Raw genomic sequence first — 17,442 nt, forward strand, 5'->3', positions numbered from 1 at the left:
TGGCGTAGGAACGGGTAACATAATAACGTCTCTATCAAATGTCTGTCGCCGCTCATGCCTAAAACACCGCTTGCCAGCCGTCCCCACGACCATTCTCACTGCGTGCACACCGCACTGGCGGAAGCCGACACCCTGTGCGCGCAAAAGGGTTTGCGCCTGACTGCCCTGCGTCGCCGCGTGCTGGAACTGGTGTGGCAAAGCCACAAGCCGCTGGGCGCCTACGACATTCTCGGCGTGCTTAGCGAACAGGACGGCCGTCGCGCCGCGCCGCCTACCGTGTATCGCGCGCTGGATTTCCTGCTGGAAAACGGCCTGGTGCACCGCATCGCCTCGCTCAACGCCTTCGTCGGCTGCAACCACCCCGAACACGCGCACCAGGGCCAGTTCCTGATCTGCCGCGAGTGCCACGCCGCCATCGAGCTTGAACAAAAAAGCATCAGCGACGCGATCATCAAGAGTTCTGCCGAGGTGGGCTTTCAGGTCGAAGGGCAAACGGTCGAAGTGGTCGGCCTGTGCTCGGGCTGCCAGGGGGCTTGATGAGCAACGCGTTAATCCGCCTGGAGCAGGTCGGGGTCACGTTCGCCGGGCAAACCGTGCTGGATAACATCGCCCTGAGTGTCCAGCCACGGCAGATCGTCACCCTGATCGGCCCCAACGGCGCCGGCAAGACCACCCTGGTGCGCGCCGTGCTCGGCCTGCTCAAGCCCGACACCGGTAGCGTGTGGCGCAAGCCCAAGCTGCGCGTGGGCTACATGCCGCAAAAATTGCACGTCGATCCGACCTTGCCGTTATCCGTGCTGCGCTTTTTGCGCCTGGTGCCCGGCGTTGACCGCGCCCGCGCCCAGGCGGCGCTCAAGGAAGTCGGCGCCGAGCAGGTGATCGACAGCCCGGTGCAAAGCATCTCCGGCGGCGAAATGCAGCGCGTGCTGCTGGCCCGCGCCCTGCTGCGCGAGCCCGAACTGCTGGTGCTCGATGAGCCCGTGCAAGGCGTCGACGTGGCCGGCCAGGCCGAGCTGTACAGCCTGATCACCCGCCTGCGCGACCGCCATGGCTGCGGCGTGCTGATGGTGTCCCACGACCTGCATCTGGTGATGAGCACCACCGACCAGGTGGTGTGCCTCAACCGCCACGTGTGCTGCTCCGGCCACCCGGAACAGGTCAGCGGCGACCCGGCCTTTGTCGAGCTGTTCGGCAAGAACGCGCAGAGCCTGGCGATCTATCACCACCATCACGACCACGCCCACGACCTGCATGGCGCCGTGGTCGACGACCCTTCTGCACCCCACGTGCATGTTCACGGAGATAGCTGCAAGCATGGCTGATTTTCTGCTCTACGCCCTGCTGGCAGGCTTGGCTCTGGCATTGGTGGCGGGCCCGCTGGGCTCGTTCGTGGTGTGGCGGCGCATGGCGTATTTTGGCGACACCTTGTCCCACGCCGCCCTACTCGGCGTGGCCATGGGCTTTTTGCTGGATGTGAGCCCGACCATCGCCGTCACCGTGGGCTGCCTGCTGCTGGCGGTGCTGCTGGTAACCCTGCAACAGCGCCAGCCGCTGGCCTCCGACACCCTGCTGGGCATCCTGGCGCCGAGCACCTTGTCCCTGGGCCTGGTGGTGCTGAGCTTCATGCATGAAGTGCGCATCGACCTGATGGCCTACCTGTTCGGCGACCTGCTGGCGATCAGCCCGACCGACCTTGCGTGGATCCTCGGCGGCAGCGCTGCCGTGCTGATGCTCCTGGTGACGCTGTGGCGCCCGCTGCTGGCGATTACCGTGCACGAGGAGCTGGCCAAGGTCGAAGGCTTGCCGGTGCCGGCCCTGCGCATGGCCCTGATGTTGTTGATCGCGGTGGTGATTGCTGTCGCGATGAAGATTGTCGGCGTATTGTTGATCACCTCGCTGCTGATCATTCCCGCCGCCGCCGCCCAGCGCCACGCCCGCTCTCCGGAGCAGATGGCAATCGGCGCCAGCCTGTTGGGGATGCTTGCCGTCTGTGGGGGCCTGGCGTTGTCCTGGTTCAAGGACACGCCGGCCGGGCCATCGATTGTGGTCGCGGCCGCGGCCCTGTTTCTGCTGAGTTTTGTCCTGCCCCGTCGAGGGGTGTAGACTTGCTCGCTTTTTGCGCAATTAGAGAGTCGCAGGAATGAAGCCGTTCACCTCCCGTTATCTGCTCCTTGCCGCATTTTCCCTGCTGCTGGGCGCCTGTCAAAGCACACCGCCCGCCGCCCTCGCGACGCCGGACGCTCGCGCTGCGGCCATCGCGCAGCTGGAGCAAAACCTGGCCAGCAGCGAGCTGGCAACCGCCGAGGACCAACTGGCGGCCTTGCAGGCACAAACACCCAATGACCCGGCGCTGGAGGCTTACCAACGCCAGTTGGCCGAAGCCTACCTGCAGCGCAGCCAGATCGTCCTGCAAAAGGGCGACGTCAACGCTGCCGCCACCGCCCTGAGCCGTGCCCGTGCGCTGATGCCCAAGGCGCCGGCCCTCACCGGCGGCGTCAACAGTGCGATCAGCCATGCGCGCAAAGCCGAGCTGGACAAAGCCGAGGCCGCCTTGAAAGCCGCCGAAGCCAAGCCGCCCGCCAAGGTCATCGACCCGGCGGCGCCCAGCACCACGGTGGCGTTGAACCTCACCGATATCGAAGCCCTGCGCCATCAACTGGATGCGATTGCCACCGATGTGGTGAATTACCAGTGCGACGTGAGCATCCAGGCGCCGCGCACCGAGGATTACCCGTGGCTGGCCACATTACTGACCAAACGGGTGAAGCGGATTGATTCGGGGTATGAGCTGAAGATCCACCGCCAGATCCTGAAACACATTCCGGCGCAGGTTGTGCTGATTCCGCGCAAGGCGGACTAACGCAAATCGGGAGCAAGCCCCCTCCCACCCCTGGAACGCATTCCAGGGGTGGGAGGGGGCTTGCTCCCGATTGCGGTTTAAGAAACAACCAATAAGTTAAGCCGGAATTGCCTTGGCCTTGGCCTCACGATCCCAGACCCGATGCTCGGCAATCGCCGCAAAGAACGCCTTGAACGCCTTCGCATCCGCGCCCACGATCAGCCCCTCGTCCGCCTCCAGCTTCAGCAGATCCAACAGCGGCTTCACGTCATTGGCGACCGCAATCGCCTTCAGGTGCTTGTACGCCTCCAACACATAGTGCAGCGCCACACCGTCACCGCTCAGCGCGTCCACCGAAGCTTTACCGCCCGGGATAAACACCGCGTCAAAGGCAATCGACGGCATGCCTTCCATCGACGCATCCACCGGCAGCGCCTTGCCATCTGCCGTCGTCACCGGCGCCGAAGTCGGCCCCAGCAACTTGGCGTGGGCACCTTCTGCCTCCAGCGCTTTTTTCATCGCATCAATCGCTGCGCCGTCCACACCATTGGCCGCCAGAATCGCCACTTTGCGCGTCTTGATATCACCCGACAGCAGGTTCACCTGGCTCAAGGCCGGCGATTTTTTCACCGAGGTCTCACGCACAGGCACGGTGCCTTTGGCCGGCGCCGGCAGGCCCAGGTTCTGCGCAACGCGCTTGGCCAGTTCCAGGTCGATGTTGGCGAGGATCTCGTTGACCTGACGGGCACGGATGTACTCGCGCTCGACCTTGCCCAACTCGAAGCTGTAGGCCGCGATGATGTGCTCTTTCTCGTGGTGGCTCATGCTGTTGAAAAACAGGGTGGCCTGGGAGAAGTGATCGCCGAACGACTCACTGCGCTCACGCACCTTGTTGGCGTCGACACGCTCGTAATAGGTTTCGAAACCACCGTCAGTCGGGCCTGCCGGTGTTTCTTTCGGCCAGCCGCCGTCGATGGAGTTCGGCTCGTAGGCGGCGCGGCCCTTGTCGATCACGGTGCGGTGCTGCGCGTCGCGCTGGCCATTATGGAACGGCGCAACCGGACGGTTGATCGGGATCTCGTGAAAGTTCGGTCCGCCCAGTCGGCTGATCTGCGTATCCGTGTAGGAAAACAGACGGCCTTGCAGCAGCGGGTCGTTGGTGAAATCGATACCCGGCACGATGTGGCCTGGGCAGAACGCAACCTGCTCGACCTCGGCGAAGAAGTTGTCCGGGTTGCGGTTAAGCACCATCTTGCCGAGCGGGGTGATCGGCACCAGCTCTTCGGGGATGATCTTGGTCGGGTCAAGCAGGTCGAAGTCGAAGTTATGCTCGTCTTCTTCTGCAACGATCTGAACGCCCAGCTCCCACTCAGGGTAGTCGCCGCTCTCAATCGCTTCCCACAGGTCGCGACGGTGGTAGTCGGTGTCTTTACCGGCCAACTTCTGCGCTTCGTCCCACACCAGGGAGCAGGTGCCAACCTTTGGCCGCCAGTGAAACTTGACGAAGCTCGACTTGCCTTCGGTGTTGATCAAACGGAAGGTGTGCACGCCAAAACCCTGCATGGCACGCAGGCTTTTTGGAATCGCACGGTCGGACATGGCCCAGATCACCATGTGCGCCGATTCCGGTTGCAGCGACACGAAGTCCCAAAAGGTATCGTGGGCCGAACCGCCAGTAGGAATCTCGTTGTGCGGCTCAGGTTTTACGGCATGCACAAAGTCAGGAAATTTGATCGCGTCCTGAATGAAAAACACCGGCATGTTGTTGCCCACCAAATCGAAGTTGCCTTCCTCGGTGAAGAACTTCACGGCAAAACCACGCACGTCACGCACCGTATCGCCGGAGCCGCGCGGGCCCTGCACGGTGGAGAAGCGCGCGAATACCGGCGTTTTATGCTCCGGCATACGCAGGAAACCAGCCTTGCTAAGCGCAGAGTGGTCTTCGTAAGTCTGGAAGTAACCATGGGCGCCGGTACCACGGGCATGCACGATGCGCTCTGGAATGCGCTCATGGTCAAAGTGCGTGATCTTTTCACGCATGATGAAATCTTCGAGCAGCGAGGGGCCGCGAGCGCCCACCTTCAAGCTGTTCTGGTTGTCGGAAATTTTCACGCCCTGGTTGGTGCGCAGCGCCTGGCCGGTCGCGTCGGAACGGAATTCTTCCAGGGCCTGCAATTTGGCGTTGGTGTTGCCACGGTCAAGGGTATCGGTGCCCGCGAGTTCACTCTTCGGCGGGGTGGCTGGCTTCTTGTTACTCATCAGTCAAAACTCCTTATTCAAAGTGGCCAGAGCGTTCCCCGGCTCTTTTGAGCAAAACCCCAGGCACGGCACCTGGGAAATCGAGTTGCTTAAGTAGTGACTGATGAGGTTTTGGGCCGTTCCTTTTTTATGACCTTTGATCGCGTTATTGCCAAATCGCTGGTTGAATGCGAAATAAATGCTAAGAAAGACTATACGGACAGGCTAAAATGCGCGCCCGGCTAACCGCTGATCCCTTTTCCATGCGCCCCACAAGGTTCGCTACGTGATCGAGTTTCAAAACGTCCATAAAACCTACCGCGTCGCCGGTAGGGATATCCCCGCCCTGCACCCCACCAGCCTGCGCGTCGAAAACGGCCAGGTGTTCGGCCTCATCGGCCATTCGGGTGCGGGTAAAAGTACGCTGCTGCGCCTGATCAACCGCCTCGAAGAACCGAGTGGCGGGCAGATCACGGTCGACGGCGAAGAAGTCACCGCACTGGATGCCAACGGCCTGCGCCGCTTCCGTCAGCAGGTCGGGATGATTTTCCAGCACTTCAACCTGCTGGCGTCCAAGACCGTCGCCGACAACGTGGCACTGCCGCTGACCCTGGCCGGCGAGTTGTCGCGCAAGGCCATCGACCTGCGCGTGGCCGAGTTGCTTGCCCGCGTGGGCCTGTCGGACCACGCCAAAAAATACCCGGCGCAGCTGTCCGGCGGCCAGAAACAGCGCGTCGGCATCGCCCGCGCCCTGGCGACCAAGCCAAAAATTCTGCTGTGCGACGAAGCCACCAGCGCCCTCGACCCGCAAACCACGGCGTCGGTGTTGCAACTGCTGGCCGAGATCAACCGCGAGCTGAAGCTGACCATCGTGCTGATCACCCATGAAATGGACGTGATCCGGCGCGTGTGCGACCAGGTGGCCGTAATGGACGCCGGCGTCATCGTCGAACAAGGCTCGGTGGCCGAGGTGTTCCTGCACCCCAAGCACCCGACCACCAAGCGTTTCGTGCAGGAAGCCGACCAGATCGACGAAAGCGAGCAGCGCGATGATTTCGCCCACGTGCCAGGCCGCATCGTGCGCCTGACATTCCAGGGCGAAGCGACCTACGCGCCATTGCTGGGCACCGTCGCCCGCGAAACGGGGGTGGACTACAGCATCCTCGCCGGTCGGATCGACCGCATCAAAGATATCCCTTACGGGCAACTGACCCTGGCCGTCACCGGCGGTGACATGGACGCGGCATTTGCGCGATTTACCGCTGCCGATGTCCATATGGAGGTGCTGCGCTGATGGACGTTTTCCTGAGTTTCTTCGCCAATATCGACTGGTCCGAGATCTGGCTCGCCACGGGCGACACCATGACCATGCTGTTCGGTTCGCTGTTCTTTACCGTGCTGCTGGGCCTGCCGCTGGGCGTGCTGCTGTTCCTGACCAGCCCGCGTCAGCTGTTCGAGCAGAAAGGCCTGTACGCGCTGCTGTCGTTGATCGTGAACATGCTGCGCTCGCTGCCCTTTATCATTTTGTTGATCGTGATGATTCCGTTCACCGTGTTGATCACGGGCACGTCCCTGGGCGTGGCGGGTGCGATCCCGCCGCTGGTGGTCGGTGCCACGCCGTTCTTCGCGCGGCTGGTGGAAACCGCCCTGCGTGAAGTGGACCGCGGCATCATCGAAGCCACCCAGTCCATGGGCGCCAGCACTCGCCAGATCATCACCAACGCATTGCTGCCCGAGGCACGGCCCGGCATCTTTGCAGCGATTACGGTGACGGCGATTACACTGGTGTCCTACACGGCCATGGCCGGTGTGGTCGGGGCCGGTGGCCTGGGTGACCTGGCGATCCGTTTTGGTTACCAGCGCTTCCAGACCGACGTGATGGTGGTCACCGTGGTAATGCTGTTGATTCTGGTGCAAATCCTGCAAACCGTCGGCGATCGACTGGTGGTGCATTTTTCTCGAAAATAACGGCCATTGCCGGCCAGAAGCCGGCAATTAACCGAACAAGGAGCTTGCTGCATGAAAAAACTACTGGTCGCTTTTGCCGCCGTTGCGGCGTTTTCCGCCCACGCCGAAACCCTCACCGTTGCAGCCTCGCCGGTGCCACACGCGGAAATCCTCGAGTTCGTGAAGCCTGCCCTGGCCAAAGAAGGCGTGGACCTGCAGGTCAAGGTCTTCACCGACTACGTGCAGCCCAACGTGCAGGTGGCAGAAAAACGCCTGGACGCCAACTTCTTCCAGCACCAGCCGTACCTGGATGAGTTCAACAAGGCCAAGGGCACTCACCTGGTGAGCGTTGGCGGCGTGCACCTGGAACCTCTGGGCGCATACTCCAGCAAGTACAAGAAGCTCGACGAGCTGCCGGACGGCGCCAACGTGGTCATCCCCAACGACGCCACCAACGGCGGCCGCGCCCTGTTGCTGCTGGCCAAAAACGGCCTGATTACCCTGAAGGACCCGACCAACATCCTGTCGACCATCAAGGACATCACCGGCAACCCGAAAAACCTGAAATTCCGCGAACTCGAAGCCGCCACCCTGCCGCGCGTGCTGACCCAGGTTGACCTGGCGCTGATCAACACCAACTACGCCCTGGAAGCCAAGCTGGACCCTTCCAAGGACGCGCTGGTGATCGAAGGCAGCGACTCGCCTTACGTGAACATCCTGGTGACCCGCGAAGACAACAAGGACTCGGACGCCGTGAAAAAGCTGGTAGCCGCGTTGCACACCCCTGAAGTGAAGCAATTCATCGAAGAGAAATACAAGGGTGCGATCAAGCCAGCGTTCTGATTCGTCCGTAAATCTGCGACCTCCAACCTGATGGAGGTCAAAAAAGTGGGAGGGGGCTTGCTCCCGATAGCAGCGCTTCAGTCAACTGATAGGTCGACTGACTCACCGCTATCGGCAGCAAGCCCCCTCCCACTTTTTTTGTGCCGGCCTTACTTGCGCAGCAATAATCCCGGCAACTGTGCCACCAGCTTCTGGTTGTTCAACGGCGCGCGGATAAACCCGCGCTGGGTGCCGTCCGGCCCGATAATCGCGAGGTTGCCACTGTGGTCGACGGTGTAGTTGGGCTTGCTGGTGTCAGCTGGTATGAAGGGGATGCTCACGGCATTCGACACCTTCTGAACATCATCCACAGTCGCACCGGTCAGGCCGCGGAACTGCGGATCGAAGTAACCCAAATACTGCTTGAGCTGCGCCGGAATGTCGCGATGCGGGTCGACACTGACCAGAATCACCTGCAACTTATCCACAGCCTCCCTGGGCAACTCACTCTTGATTTGGCGTAACTGGGCGAGGGTAGTGGGGCAGATATCCGGGCAGAAGGTGTAGCCGAAGAACAGCAGGCTCCACTTGCCTTTCAACTCGTTGATCACCACTGGCTGGCCGTTCTGATCTTGCAGGGTCACTGGCGGCAGTGGGCGGCTTTGCGGCAGCAGGATGATGCCTGCGTCGATCAACGCCACAGAGTCAACCTGACCCCTTCCCGAGATCGCCTTGTTAACGATCAGGCCCAGGATCAACGCCACCAGGGCAATCAGCATGAAGACAGTTTTTTGAGTTCGAGTCATAGGGTCAACAGTAGGAGTGGTTTATGAGCAGGGCGATAAACGACAGCAACAGGTGCCGGAGTGTAAAGCAGGAGAAGCAGCTGGGTGTAATGCTGCTTCAGGTTATGTAGTACGTATCATGATTGAGCATGTATTGGCCTCCGTTATGGAGGGGGCAAACAGTAGCTAGCCCTCGCCACGCAGGGCTACAGGCGATGAGTGAGCAGTGATATCGAACAACGTGTAAGCCAGCGTTATATGCGTCACATCCCGGGGCATGTCGCGGTCGACGATGAAACGTACCGGCATTTCTATGCGCTCGCCGGGTTGCAGCACTTGCTGGGTGAAACAGAAGCACTCGGTCTTGTGGAAGTACGGCGCGGCTTGCGCCGGGGAAATGCTCGGCACCGCCTGGGCGGTCATGGGTTTGTCGGTGGGGTTGTAGGCCACGAACAGCATCTCGCTGACGGCGCCTGGATGGACCACGACCTCACTGGCCTTGGCATGAAAATCCCACGCCATATTGGCGGCATTGGTGGACTGAAACTGCACCCGCACCTGGCGCATCGAGTCCACCACCTGCGATCCCCTGTATTGCCCGGTGGTCCCGTCGTTGAGGCCGAACGCGCTGGACAGCGCATCGTAGATGGGCACCAGAGCAAAGCTGAAAGCGAACATCGCCACCGCGAGGATTAGCACGCGCGCAATAAACCGTTTGAGCGGAACAGATTCAGCCATAACACCCACCCAGTATCCGCAAGGGCCACACAGTCCAGGACACCGTCGAGTATAGGCAGCGTTCGTAAACTCGTGATGTAGCCGGGAAAATCAGTGAAAAACGATCAGTCCCACCCGATAAAGTCAGGAGCGGAAACGTTTTTGCGACTAAAATTTGCGCTGGGATATAGCGCACGCGCATAACCATGAAGTAATTATGACAAATGCATCTTAGGCGCTCGGATAAACGGGCTAACTTCTCCTCTTTCCTACACCTGCTTGACTGGAGCCACCATGAACACCGCCGCATTGCGCGAGCAGATTTCCCGTGCCCATCACCACGAAGCCAGCACGGGCCAACTGGCCCTGCAACTGGAAAAACAATTGCCGCACCTGCACTCGGCCATTTCCCTGGCTGAACGTGATCGCAACGGGGTCATGACACGCTTCGTCACGGCCTACATCGACCTCGTCCCGGACCTGCTGGACGCCGCCAATGACGTGGCCCGCGCAGCCGGTATCGAAAGCCAGATCAAACCGGTACTGAAGATCGCCGAGCATTTTTTCCTGCAGCCACCGTCAATCCTCGCCGGGCACGAGGGCCTGGAAAGTTTGCTCGATGAGGCCTACCTGGCGCATCGCCTGGTGGAAGAAGTAAACGATCTGTATATCAAGCATTTCGGTCAGCCGTTGATACCGGCGGATACCACCGTGGCCAACCTGATTGCCCACCAATTGATCGGCGAAGCCTTCGCCAACCAGTTGGACGAGGCGGTACACCTGGCGGTGGATGAAATGCTCAACGAAGAGAGTTTTGCGCTGGAGTCGGTAGAGCGCTACCGGGAAAAGCTGAGAAGCCCGAACACCGAAGCTGCGTGGAAGCGCTGGCCGTGCCTTTCACGGCAGTTGGGCGTTGAACTGGCCTTGGATCAGCCTGCCTGATCTGCACAGCCAAAAGATCAAATGCGGGAGGGCGCAAACGCCTTCTAAGCAAACAAAAATAACGTGTTGATGTTAAAGCCTGAAATTTCACACTGCCCATGAGCAGTCAACCACACCCTTGTGGCGAGCAGGCTTGTCCTGCGTTGGGCTGCGCAGCAGCCCCAAAGCCAGGCGCTGAGCCGTATCAGGTACACCGCGTTTTGCTCGATTGGGGGCGCTTCGCACCCCAACGCGGGGCAAGCCCGCTCGCCACAATAAGCCCACACATTTTCCTTAACTGAACGGGATTAGGGCTTGCCACAACAAGCCCTCTCACCTTGGCGGAGCCACCCAGGTGTTCAAGCCGGGGCGGATCCAATCCCGGTTGTGGTCCTTATCCGCCCTTCCAGACGACGCTTCAGCCCTCGCGCCTCAATCACCAGCTTCGAGCCCTTCGCCGCATTTGCGCGGCCCCATTCCTCCAGCAACTCCAGGCATGAATGGTCGATGTAGCTCAGGTTATTGAGCGGCACATGCACGGTGGTCCCCGCCGGTACCGTCGACAGCACCTGGGTCAGCGCCGGTACCTTCAGGAAGGTCGCCGCACCGGTCAGGCGCAGCTCCATCTCGGCGTCCTGCGGCAGGTCGATCAGGCTGACTTTCAAGCGTGAGGCCTTGAACGCGAGCTTGAGCAATGTCAGACCGAAGCCCACCAGCACGCCCGTCAGCAAGTCGGTGAAAATGATCGCCAGGGCCGTGGCCGCGTAGGTGAACATCGGCATCCGCCCATAGCGCCCCAACGCCTTGAACGCCTTGATGTCCACCAGCTTGATCCCGGTGTATACCAGCACGCCGGCCAAGCTCGCCACGGGAATACTTTGCAGCACGCTCGACAGCAGCAGCACGAAGCCCAGTAGCCACAGGCCATGGAACATCGCCGACAGCCGCGTGGTGGCGCCGGCCTGGACGTTGGCCGAGCTGCGCACGATCACGCCGGTCATCGGCAGGGCGCCGACCAGACCGCAGAGCATGTTGCCTACACCTTGAGCAGACAATTCCTTGTCGAAGTCCGAGCGCTGCCCACTGTGCATACGGTCAACCGCGGCGGCGGACAGCAGGGTCTCAGCGCTGGCGATGAACGCCACGGCGAACGCCGCGATCAACAGCTGCGGATCGGCCAGGTTGAGCAGGTCGCTGGGACGTAGCCAATCGATGGCGTCCGCCAGGTTTTCCGGTACTTCCACGCGCTTGACCTGCAACGCCAGCACCAGGCTGGTCACGGTCGCCAGGCCCACACCGAGCAGAGCGCCGGGCACAAAGCGCAGTTTCTGCGGGCGCAATTTGTCCCACAGGTACATCACCAGCATGGTCGACAGCCCCAGCAGACCGGCCTGCCAGCCAAGGCCGCCGCCCAGCGTCGGGATCGCTTCGACCAGCGCCGCCGGGAAGCCCGTGAGGTTGTCCAGCCCGGAAGGCTTGGGCGCACCGTCGAGCATCACATGCACCTGCGACAGCACAATCAATACGCCGATACCCGCGAGCATGCCGTACACCACTGCAGGCGCCGTCACGCGGAACCAGCAGCCCAGGCGTAAACGCCCGGCCACCAATTGCAGGAAGCCCGCCAGCAGCAGAATCGGCCCGAGCATCAGCATGCCGTGCTGACGCACCAACTCGAACACCAACACCGCAAGGCCCGCCGCCGGGCCGCTGACCTGCAGCGGCGACCCCGCCAGCCAGCCCACCACCAACCCGCCGATGATCCCGGTGATCAGGCCCTTGGCCGGCGGCATGCCGGACGCGATCGCGATCCCCATGCACAGGGGCAGGGCGACCAGAAACACAACCACGGAAGCGAGCAGCTCCCGTGGCAATACAGCTTTCAATTGAGCAGCACGCATGATGACTCTCCCGAGGCATTCGCCGGGCGCGGTAAAGCCTGGCTGCATCCATGGCAGCCACCGCTTTACCCGGCAGGGAAGTGTGTTAGAAGCGCGCTTTAGGCGTCGCGGACGGAATCGGACCTTCACCGCCCAACGGTCGGAATGCCGACTGATCCGCGTCGTAGGCGCGGATCTCGCTGGTCTCGATGTTGTAGATCCAGCCGTGGATAAACAATTGGCCATTGGCCATGCGCGAAGCCACGGACGGGTGGGTGCGCAAATGCTGCAACTGGGCGATGACGTTTTCTTCGGTCAGCACCTGCATGCTTTCGCCTTCATTGGCGCAGTCGCAGTTGTCATGGACCATGGTCTTGGCGACCTCGGCATGCCGCAGCCAGGCCTTGACCGTCGGCATCTTCTCCAGGCTCTGGGGGTTGAGCACTGCGCGCATGGCGCCGCAGTCGGAGTGGCCGCACACGATGATGTGCTGCACGCCCAGGGCGAGTACCGCGTACTCGATGGCGGTGGATACGCCGCCGTTCATCTGGCCATAGGGCGGAACCACGTTGCCGACGTTACGGGTCACGAACAGGTCGCCAGGGGAGCTTTGGGTAATCAGCTCGGGCACGATGCGCGAATCGGCACAGGTAATGAACATCGCACGTGGGCTCTGGGCCGTGGCGAGTTTCTTGAACAATTCTTCCTGCTGGGGGAAGACGTCGTGATGGAAATGCAAAAAACCATCAACGATGTGCTGCAGCGCTGCATCGGCGGACTCCGCCACTTGAGGGGCTGAAGCCGACGCAGCCAACGGCTGTTTATCGTTATCACTCATGATTCATCCTCATACTTTATGCAGGGGCAGGGTTCAGCTCAGTTCGACGCCAGAGCCGTGAAATAGTTGTGCAATTGCCACAAACCAGGTCACCGACTCATTGGTCACTCGCTGAACAAGGTAACCATCGAAACTTAACTCAAGCTGAATGAACCGCTCTAGATCAAGGGTTTCATTGATATCAAAACGCGACTATTCCTACAGTAACGATGTACCTCACCGGATCAGTCTATAACAGTGCCATCTGTCTACCCGGTGGACAGAACGCCGTGCAATCGAGGTTATACCCCTCCCGACGATCCAGGCCCAGGCGCTTGAGCGCCTTGCTGAACCGCTGTGCCAACAGGTCTGCAAAGGGCCCCTCGCCACGCATGCGCACGCCGAACCGACTGTCGTACACCTCACCCCCGCGCACCTGGCGCACCAGGCTCATCACGTGGGCCGCGCGCTGCGGGTAATGTGCCGCCAGCCACTCCTCGAACAGCGGCGCCACCTCCAGCGGCAGGCGCAGCATCATGTAGGCCGCACTTTGCGCCCCGGCAGCGTGGGCTTCGGTGAGCAGGTTTTCCAGCTCGCTGTCGTTGATCATCGGAATCATCGGCGAGCACAGCACACCCACCGGAATGCCTGCCTCACGCATCACGCGAATGGCCCGCAAACGCGCCTTGGGCGCCGCCGCGCGCGGTTCGAGGATGCGCTTGAGTTCGTCGTCCAGACTGGTGAGGCTGATCATCACCGCCACCAGCCGTTGCCGGGCCAGTTCGGTGAGCAGGTCGAGGTCGCGCAGTATCAGTGAGCCTTTGGTGATGATGGTCACCGGGTGCCGATAGCGCAGCAGCACTTCCAGGGTTTGCCGGGTGATTTTGTACTCGCGCTCGATGGGTTGGTACGGGTCGGTATTGGAACCCAGGTTGATCGGCGCACACATATAGCCGGGCCTGGACAGTTGCTGCTCGAGTACCTCGGCGGCATTGCTCTTGGCGATCAGGCGGGTTTCGAAATCCAGCCCCGGCGACATGTCCCAATAGGCATGGCTGGGCCGCGCATAGCAGTAGATGCAGCCATGCTCGCAGCCGCGATACGGGTTGATCGAACGATCAAACGGCAGATCCGGCGAGTTGTTGCGCGTGATGATGGTTTTGGCCGTTTCGATGCGCACTTCGGTGCCCTGGGTCTGCGGCACTTCCTGATGCCAGCCGTCGTCTTCAGCCACGCTGACGGTGGGCGCAAAGCGGTTGTGCAGATTGGTGGCCGTGCCCCGGCCACGGGGTGGCAGCGCAGTCGTCATGAAAATGCCTCGATACTGTTTTTATGTACAGTATCGAGACACAAGCGTTATGACCAGTGCCGTCCGGCGGTCAGTGCTTTTGCGTGACCTGCCCCAGGTCATCGCCCGAGGTGCTGCGCATATCGCTCTTGCGCAGGTCGGCCACCTCGCTGGCGCTGATCGGCGTGCCTTTATTGCCCCAGCTGCCACGAATGAAACTGACAACGTCCGCCACTTCCTGATCCGACAAACGCCAGGCAAACGCCGGCATGGTGAAGGTCGATGGCGCCGCGTGGGTGGCTGGCAACGTACCGCCGTTCAACACGATGTTGATCAACGACGTGGCATCCGCCGTCTGCAGCACCGGATTGCCTGCCAGCGCAGGGAACACCCGCGTGTAGCCATGGCCATCGGTACGGTGGCAAGCCGCGCAATTGTCGATGTACACCGACGCGCCCGGCTTACTGTCATCGCCCTTCCACAGCGCCTCGGCCACCTGTTTATCGTACTGATGCGGCTGGTCCTTGGGATCGACCGCAGGCAGGCTCTTGAGGTAACGGGCGATAGCGGTCAGGTCGTCTTCAGACATGTACTGCATGCTGTGGACGACAACGTCACTCATGCCGCCAAACACCGCGCTGCGGTCACTGCGACCGGTCTTGAGAAACTGCACCAGTTGCTCTTCGCTCCAGCTGCCGAGGCCGTCCTTGTGATCGCCGCGCAGGCTCTTGGCGATCCAGCCTTCCAGCGGCGCGCTGCCGGACAGGAACGCGTTGCCATCGGCAGCGCTCAGGGCTTTTTCCTGCATGGTCAGCGCACGCGGCGTATGGCACGCGCCGCAGTGGCCGAGGCCTTCCACCAGATAGGCGCCACGGCTGATCACCGGATCGGCACCCGCCGGCGCCTGGTAATCCGCCACCTCAGGCGCAAACATCCAGCGCCACGCCGCCAATGGCCAGCGCATGCTCAGGGGCCAGGGAATGTCGCTGTCGCGGTTTTCCTGGGCCACCGGCTCCACGCCTTTCATGAAATACGCGTACAACGCCTGCATGTCGCTTTCGCTGACACGCGCGTAAGACGGGTAGGGCATCGCCGGGTACAGCGTACTACCGCTCTTGGCGACGCCATGGCGTACGGCCTTGTCGAAGTCTTCGAAGCTGTAGTCGCCCAGGCCTGTTTTATCCGGGGTGATGTTGGTGGAATAGATCATGCCGATGGGCGTTTCCATCGGCAGCCCGCCGGCGAACGGCTTGCCGTCCCTGGCGGTGTGGCAGGCCACGCAGTCACCGGCACGGGCCAGGTATTCGCCCTGCTTGATCAGATCGGTTTCGGCAGCGCTCACCGAGCAACTGCTGAACAGCGCCAGGGTCGCGATAACAAATGCTTTCATGGTCATCGCTCCTTATGCCTGAACCAACGGGCCGGGGTTTTTCAGGTACTGCTCGCGGATCGCCCGGGCCGACCAGTAGGTCAACGCGGCCACCAGGCCGGTAGGGTTGTAGCCCAGACCTTGTGGGAAAGCGGACGCACCGGGGACAAACACATTGTGTACATCCCAGCTCTGCAAATAGCGGTTCAACGCGCTGGTCTTCGGGTCGGTGCCCATGATCGCGCCGCCGTTGAGGTGGGTGGTCTGGTAGGCCGCCGTATTGAAATGCTCGCCGACTTTCTTGCCGAGCAGGGCAATCGACTTGGGGTTCATCGCTTCGGCGACCTTGCTCATTTTCTCGACCATGAAGCGGTTCATCTTGATGTCGTTTTCCTGCCAGTCGAACGTCATCCGCAGCAAGGGCAGGCCGTAGGCATCGCGGTACACCGGGTCCAGATCGAGGTAGTTGCCTCGGTAGGATTGATGGGCGCCGTGAGCATCCATCGACACCTGATGGGTATAGTAATCGGCGGTAGCGCGCTTCCACGCACTGCCCCAGGCCGGAGTGCCCGGGGGGTTGGACGTGCCGGCAATCGGCCGGCTGCCCGCCTGGTTGACCCACATCGGCGAGCCGCCGACAAAACCATGGGGGCCATGGTCGAAGTTGTCCGCGTTGAAATCATCAATGGCCACGCCATTGCCACCCGCACCGATAAAGTTATTGGTGTGGGTGTCCTTGTCGAAAAACGCCTTGATGGTGGCCATGTTCTGGTAGGCGAAGTTGCGGCCCACCACGCCCTCGTTGGTGATCGGGTCGTAGGGCTTGCCGATGCCCGACAGCAGCATCAGCCGCACGTTGTGGAACTGGAAGGCGCCGAGGATCACCAGGTCCGCCGGCTGCTCGCATTCGCGGCCCTGGGCGTCGATGTAGGTCACGCCGGTGGCTTTGCTTTTGGTGCTGTCGAGATTGACCTTGAGCACGTGGGAATTGGGCCGCAGCTCGAAGTTGGGCACCTGGCGCAACGCCGGCAGGATGTTCACGTTTGGCGATGCCTTGGAATACATGTAGCAGACGTAGCCGCTACAGAATCCGCAGAAGTTGCACGGCCCCATCTGCGCGCCGTAGGGGTTGGTGTAAGGCCCCGAGGTATTGGCCGACGGCAGGTTGTAGGGCTTGTAACCGACCTCGGCAGCCGCTTTCTGAAACAGCTGTGCGGAGACGGTGTTTTTCTGCGATTGCAACGGGAACGGATTGGAGCGGTCCGGCGCATACGGGTTGCCGCCACGCCCTTCGCCCACCAACTGACCGTTGACGGTCCAGGCCTGGCCGGAGGTGCCGAAGACTTTCTCCGCATAATCGAAAAACGGCTCCAGCTCTTCGTAGCTGACGCCGAAATCCTGGATGGTCATGTCCTTGGGAATGAAGTGTTTGCCGTAGCGCTCCTCGTAATGGCTGCGCATGCGCAACTCGATGGGGTCGACGCGAAAATGCACGCCCGACCAGTGCAGGCCCGCACCGCCGACGCCGTTGCCTGGCAGGAAGGCGCCAAGCTGGCGGTTGGGCAGGGCGACGTCATTCACGCTGTGGCGAATGGTCACCGTCTCCTTGGAAATGTCCTGGAAGAGTTTTTTACGCACGCTGTAGGTCAGTTCGTCGATGACCTGGGGATAGTTGCCGTCCGGGTAAGTGTCCTGCATCGGGCCGCGCTCCAGCGCTACCACGTTCAGGCCCGCTTCCGTCAGTTCCTTGGCCATGATTGCACCGGTCCAGCCGAAGCCGACGATCACTGCATCGACTTTCTTCATGATGGTCGCCACG

General features: G+C 61.3%; 16 protein-coding genes. 8 read left to right on the plus strand and 8 right to left on the minus strand.

Going from position 1 to position 17,442, the window contains the following annotated elements; genetic code table 11:
* Nucleotides 1-54: 54 nt before the first annotated feature.
* The 4 genes from zur to ACXX81_RS22185 are packed head-to-tail and all read left to right on the plus strand — an operon-like array spanning nucleotide 55 to nucleotide 2,860.
* Entirely contained in the window at nucleotides 55-537 is a 483-nt protein-coding gene (gene zur / locus ACXX81_RS22170) for a zinc uptake transcriptional repressor Zur (RefSeq protein WP_003233728.1), read from the plus strand.
* A complete protein-coding gene (gene znuC / locus ACXX81_RS22175) occupies nucleotides 537-1,322 on the plus strand; it encodes a zinc ABC transporter ATP-binding protein ZnuC (RefSeq protein ID WP_003233726.1) in 786 nt (261 codons plus the stop codon). The genes zur and znuC overlap by 1 nt, the downstream gene beginning before the upstream one ends.
* Complete coding sequence (gene znuB, locus ACXX81_RS22180) at nucleotides 1,315-2,103, plus strand: zinc ABC transporter permease subunit ZnuB (RefSeq protein WP_209986854.1); 789 nt, start codon at nucleotides 1,315-1,317, stop codon at nucleotides 2,101-2,103. Before znuC ends, znuB begins: the two co-directional genes overlap by 8 nt.
* A gap of 37 nt (nucleotides 2,104-2,140) precedes the next feature.
* Nucleotides 2,141-2,860: a PA5502 family lipoprotein gene (locus tag ACXX81_RS22185; RefSeq protein ID WP_209986852.1), complete on the plus strand. Its 720-nt coding sequence runs from the start codon at nucleotides 2,141-2,143 to the stop codon at nucleotides 2,858-2,860.
* 96 nt (nucleotides 2,861-2,956) lie between these two features.
* Here ACXX81_RS22185 and katE read toward each other — a convergent pair whose 3' ends face one another.
* On the minus strand, nucleotides 2,957-5,098 hold the full coding sequence (gene katE / locus ACXX81_RS22190; RefSeq protein WP_458572407.1) for a catalase HPII: 2,142 nt from the start codon (nucleotides 5,096-5,098) through the stop codon (nucleotides 2,957-2,959).
* 265 nt (nucleotides 5,099-5,363) lie between these two features.
* Here katE and ACXX81_RS22195 point away from each other — a divergent pair, with 265 nt between their 5' ends.
* The 3 genes from ACXX81_RS22195 to ACXX81_RS22205 are packed head-to-tail and all read left to right on the plus strand — an operon-like array spanning nucleotide 5,364 to nucleotide 7,867.
* Nucleotides 5,364-6,371 (plus strand): methionine ABC transporter ATP-binding protein, encoded by a 1,008-nt coding sequence (locus ACXX81_RS22195; protein WP_057006188.1) that lies wholly within the window; start codon nucleotides 5,364-5,366, stop codon nucleotides 6,369-6,371.
* Nucleotides 6,371-7,045, plus strand: a complete 675-nt coding sequence (locus tag ACXX81_RS22200) for a methionine ABC transporter permease (protein WP_209986847.1) — start codon at nucleotides 6,371-6,373, stop codon at nucleotides 7,043-7,045. Before ACXX81_RS22195 ends, ACXX81_RS22200 begins: the two co-directional genes overlap by 1 nt.
* A gap of 51 nt (nucleotides 7,046-7,096) precedes the next feature.
* Nucleotides 7,097-7,867: a MetQ/NlpA family ABC transporter substrate-binding protein gene (locus tag ACXX81_RS22205; RefSeq protein ID WP_057006190.1), complete on the plus strand. Its 771-nt coding sequence runs from the start codon at nucleotides 7,097-7,099 to the stop codon at nucleotides 7,865-7,867.
* Nucleotides 7,868-8,016: 149 nt separating this feature from the next.
* Here ACXX81_RS22205 and ACXX81_RS22210 read toward each other — a convergent pair whose 3' ends face one another.
* Both ACXX81_RS22210 and ACXX81_RS22215 read right to left on the minus strand, forming a co-directional pair.
* A complete protein-coding gene (locus ACXX81_RS22210) occupies nucleotides 8,017-8,652 on the minus strand; it encodes an SCO family protein (protein ID WP_458572408.1) in 636 nt (211 codons plus the stop codon).
* 165 nt (nucleotides 8,653-8,817) lie between these two features.
* Nucleotides 8,818-9,369, minus strand: a complete 552-nt coding sequence (locus tag ACXX81_RS22215) for a cytochrome c oxidase assembly protein (RefSeq protein ID WP_322212241.1) — start codon at nucleotides 9,367-9,369, stop codon at nucleotides 8,818-8,820.
* Between the two features lie 273 nt (nucleotides 9,370-9,642).
* Between ACXX81_RS22215 and ACXX81_RS22220 the strand changes: the two genes are divergently transcribed.
* Complete coding sequence (locus tag ACXX81_RS22220) at nucleotides 9,643-10,290, plus strand: hypothetical protein (RefSeq protein WP_209986834.1); 648 nt, start codon at nucleotides 9,643-9,645, stop codon at nucleotides 10,288-10,290.
* Nucleotides 10,291-10,628: 338 nt separating this feature from the next.
* Here the strand turns inward: ACXX81_RS22220 and ACXX81_RS22225 are convergent, their stop codons facing one another.
* The 5 genes from ACXX81_RS22225 to ACXX81_RS22245 all read right to left on the minus strand — a co-directional run bounded on the left by ACXX81_RS22225 (nucleotide 10,629) and on the right by ACXX81_RS22245 (nucleotide 17,441).
* A complete protein-coding gene (locus tag ACXX81_RS22225) occupies nucleotides 10,629-12,170 on the minus strand; it encodes a SulP family inorganic anion transporter (protein ID WP_209986831.1) in 1,542 nt (513 codons plus the stop codon).
* An 85-nt stretch (nucleotides 12,171-12,255) separates the two neighbouring features.
* Nucleotides 12,256-12,987 carry a carbonic anhydrase gene (locus ACXX81_RS22230; RefSeq protein WP_003233703.1) on the minus strand — a complete coding sequence of 244 codons (732 nt, stop codon included), beginning with the start codon at nucleotides 12,985-12,987 and terminating at the stop codon, nucleotides 12,256-12,258.
* 229 nt (nucleotides 12,988-13,216) lie between these two features.
* Entirely contained in the window at nucleotides 13,217-14,275 is a 1,059-nt protein-coding gene (locus tag ACXX81_RS22235; RefSeq protein WP_458572409.1) for a PA0069 family radical SAM protein, read from the minus strand.
* A 70-nt stretch (nucleotides 14,276-14,345) separates the two neighbouring features.
* Complete coding sequence (locus tag ACXX81_RS22240) at nucleotides 14,346-15,644, minus strand: c-type cytochrome (RefSeq protein WP_458572410.1); 1,299 nt, start codon at nucleotides 15,642-15,644, stop codon at nucleotides 14,346-14,348.
* Nucleotides 15,645-15,656: 12 nt separating this feature from the next.
* Nucleotides 15,657-17,441 carry a GMC family oxidoreductase gene (locus ACXX81_RS22245; RefSeq protein ID WP_209986820.1) on the minus strand — a complete coding sequence of 595 codons (1,785 nt, stop codon included), beginning with the start codon at nucleotides 17,439-17,441 and terminating at the stop codon, nucleotides 15,657-15,659.
* Nucleotide 17,442 lies beyond the last annotated feature (1 nt).

Source organism: Pseudomonas sp. GNP013 (genome assembly GCF_054343995.1).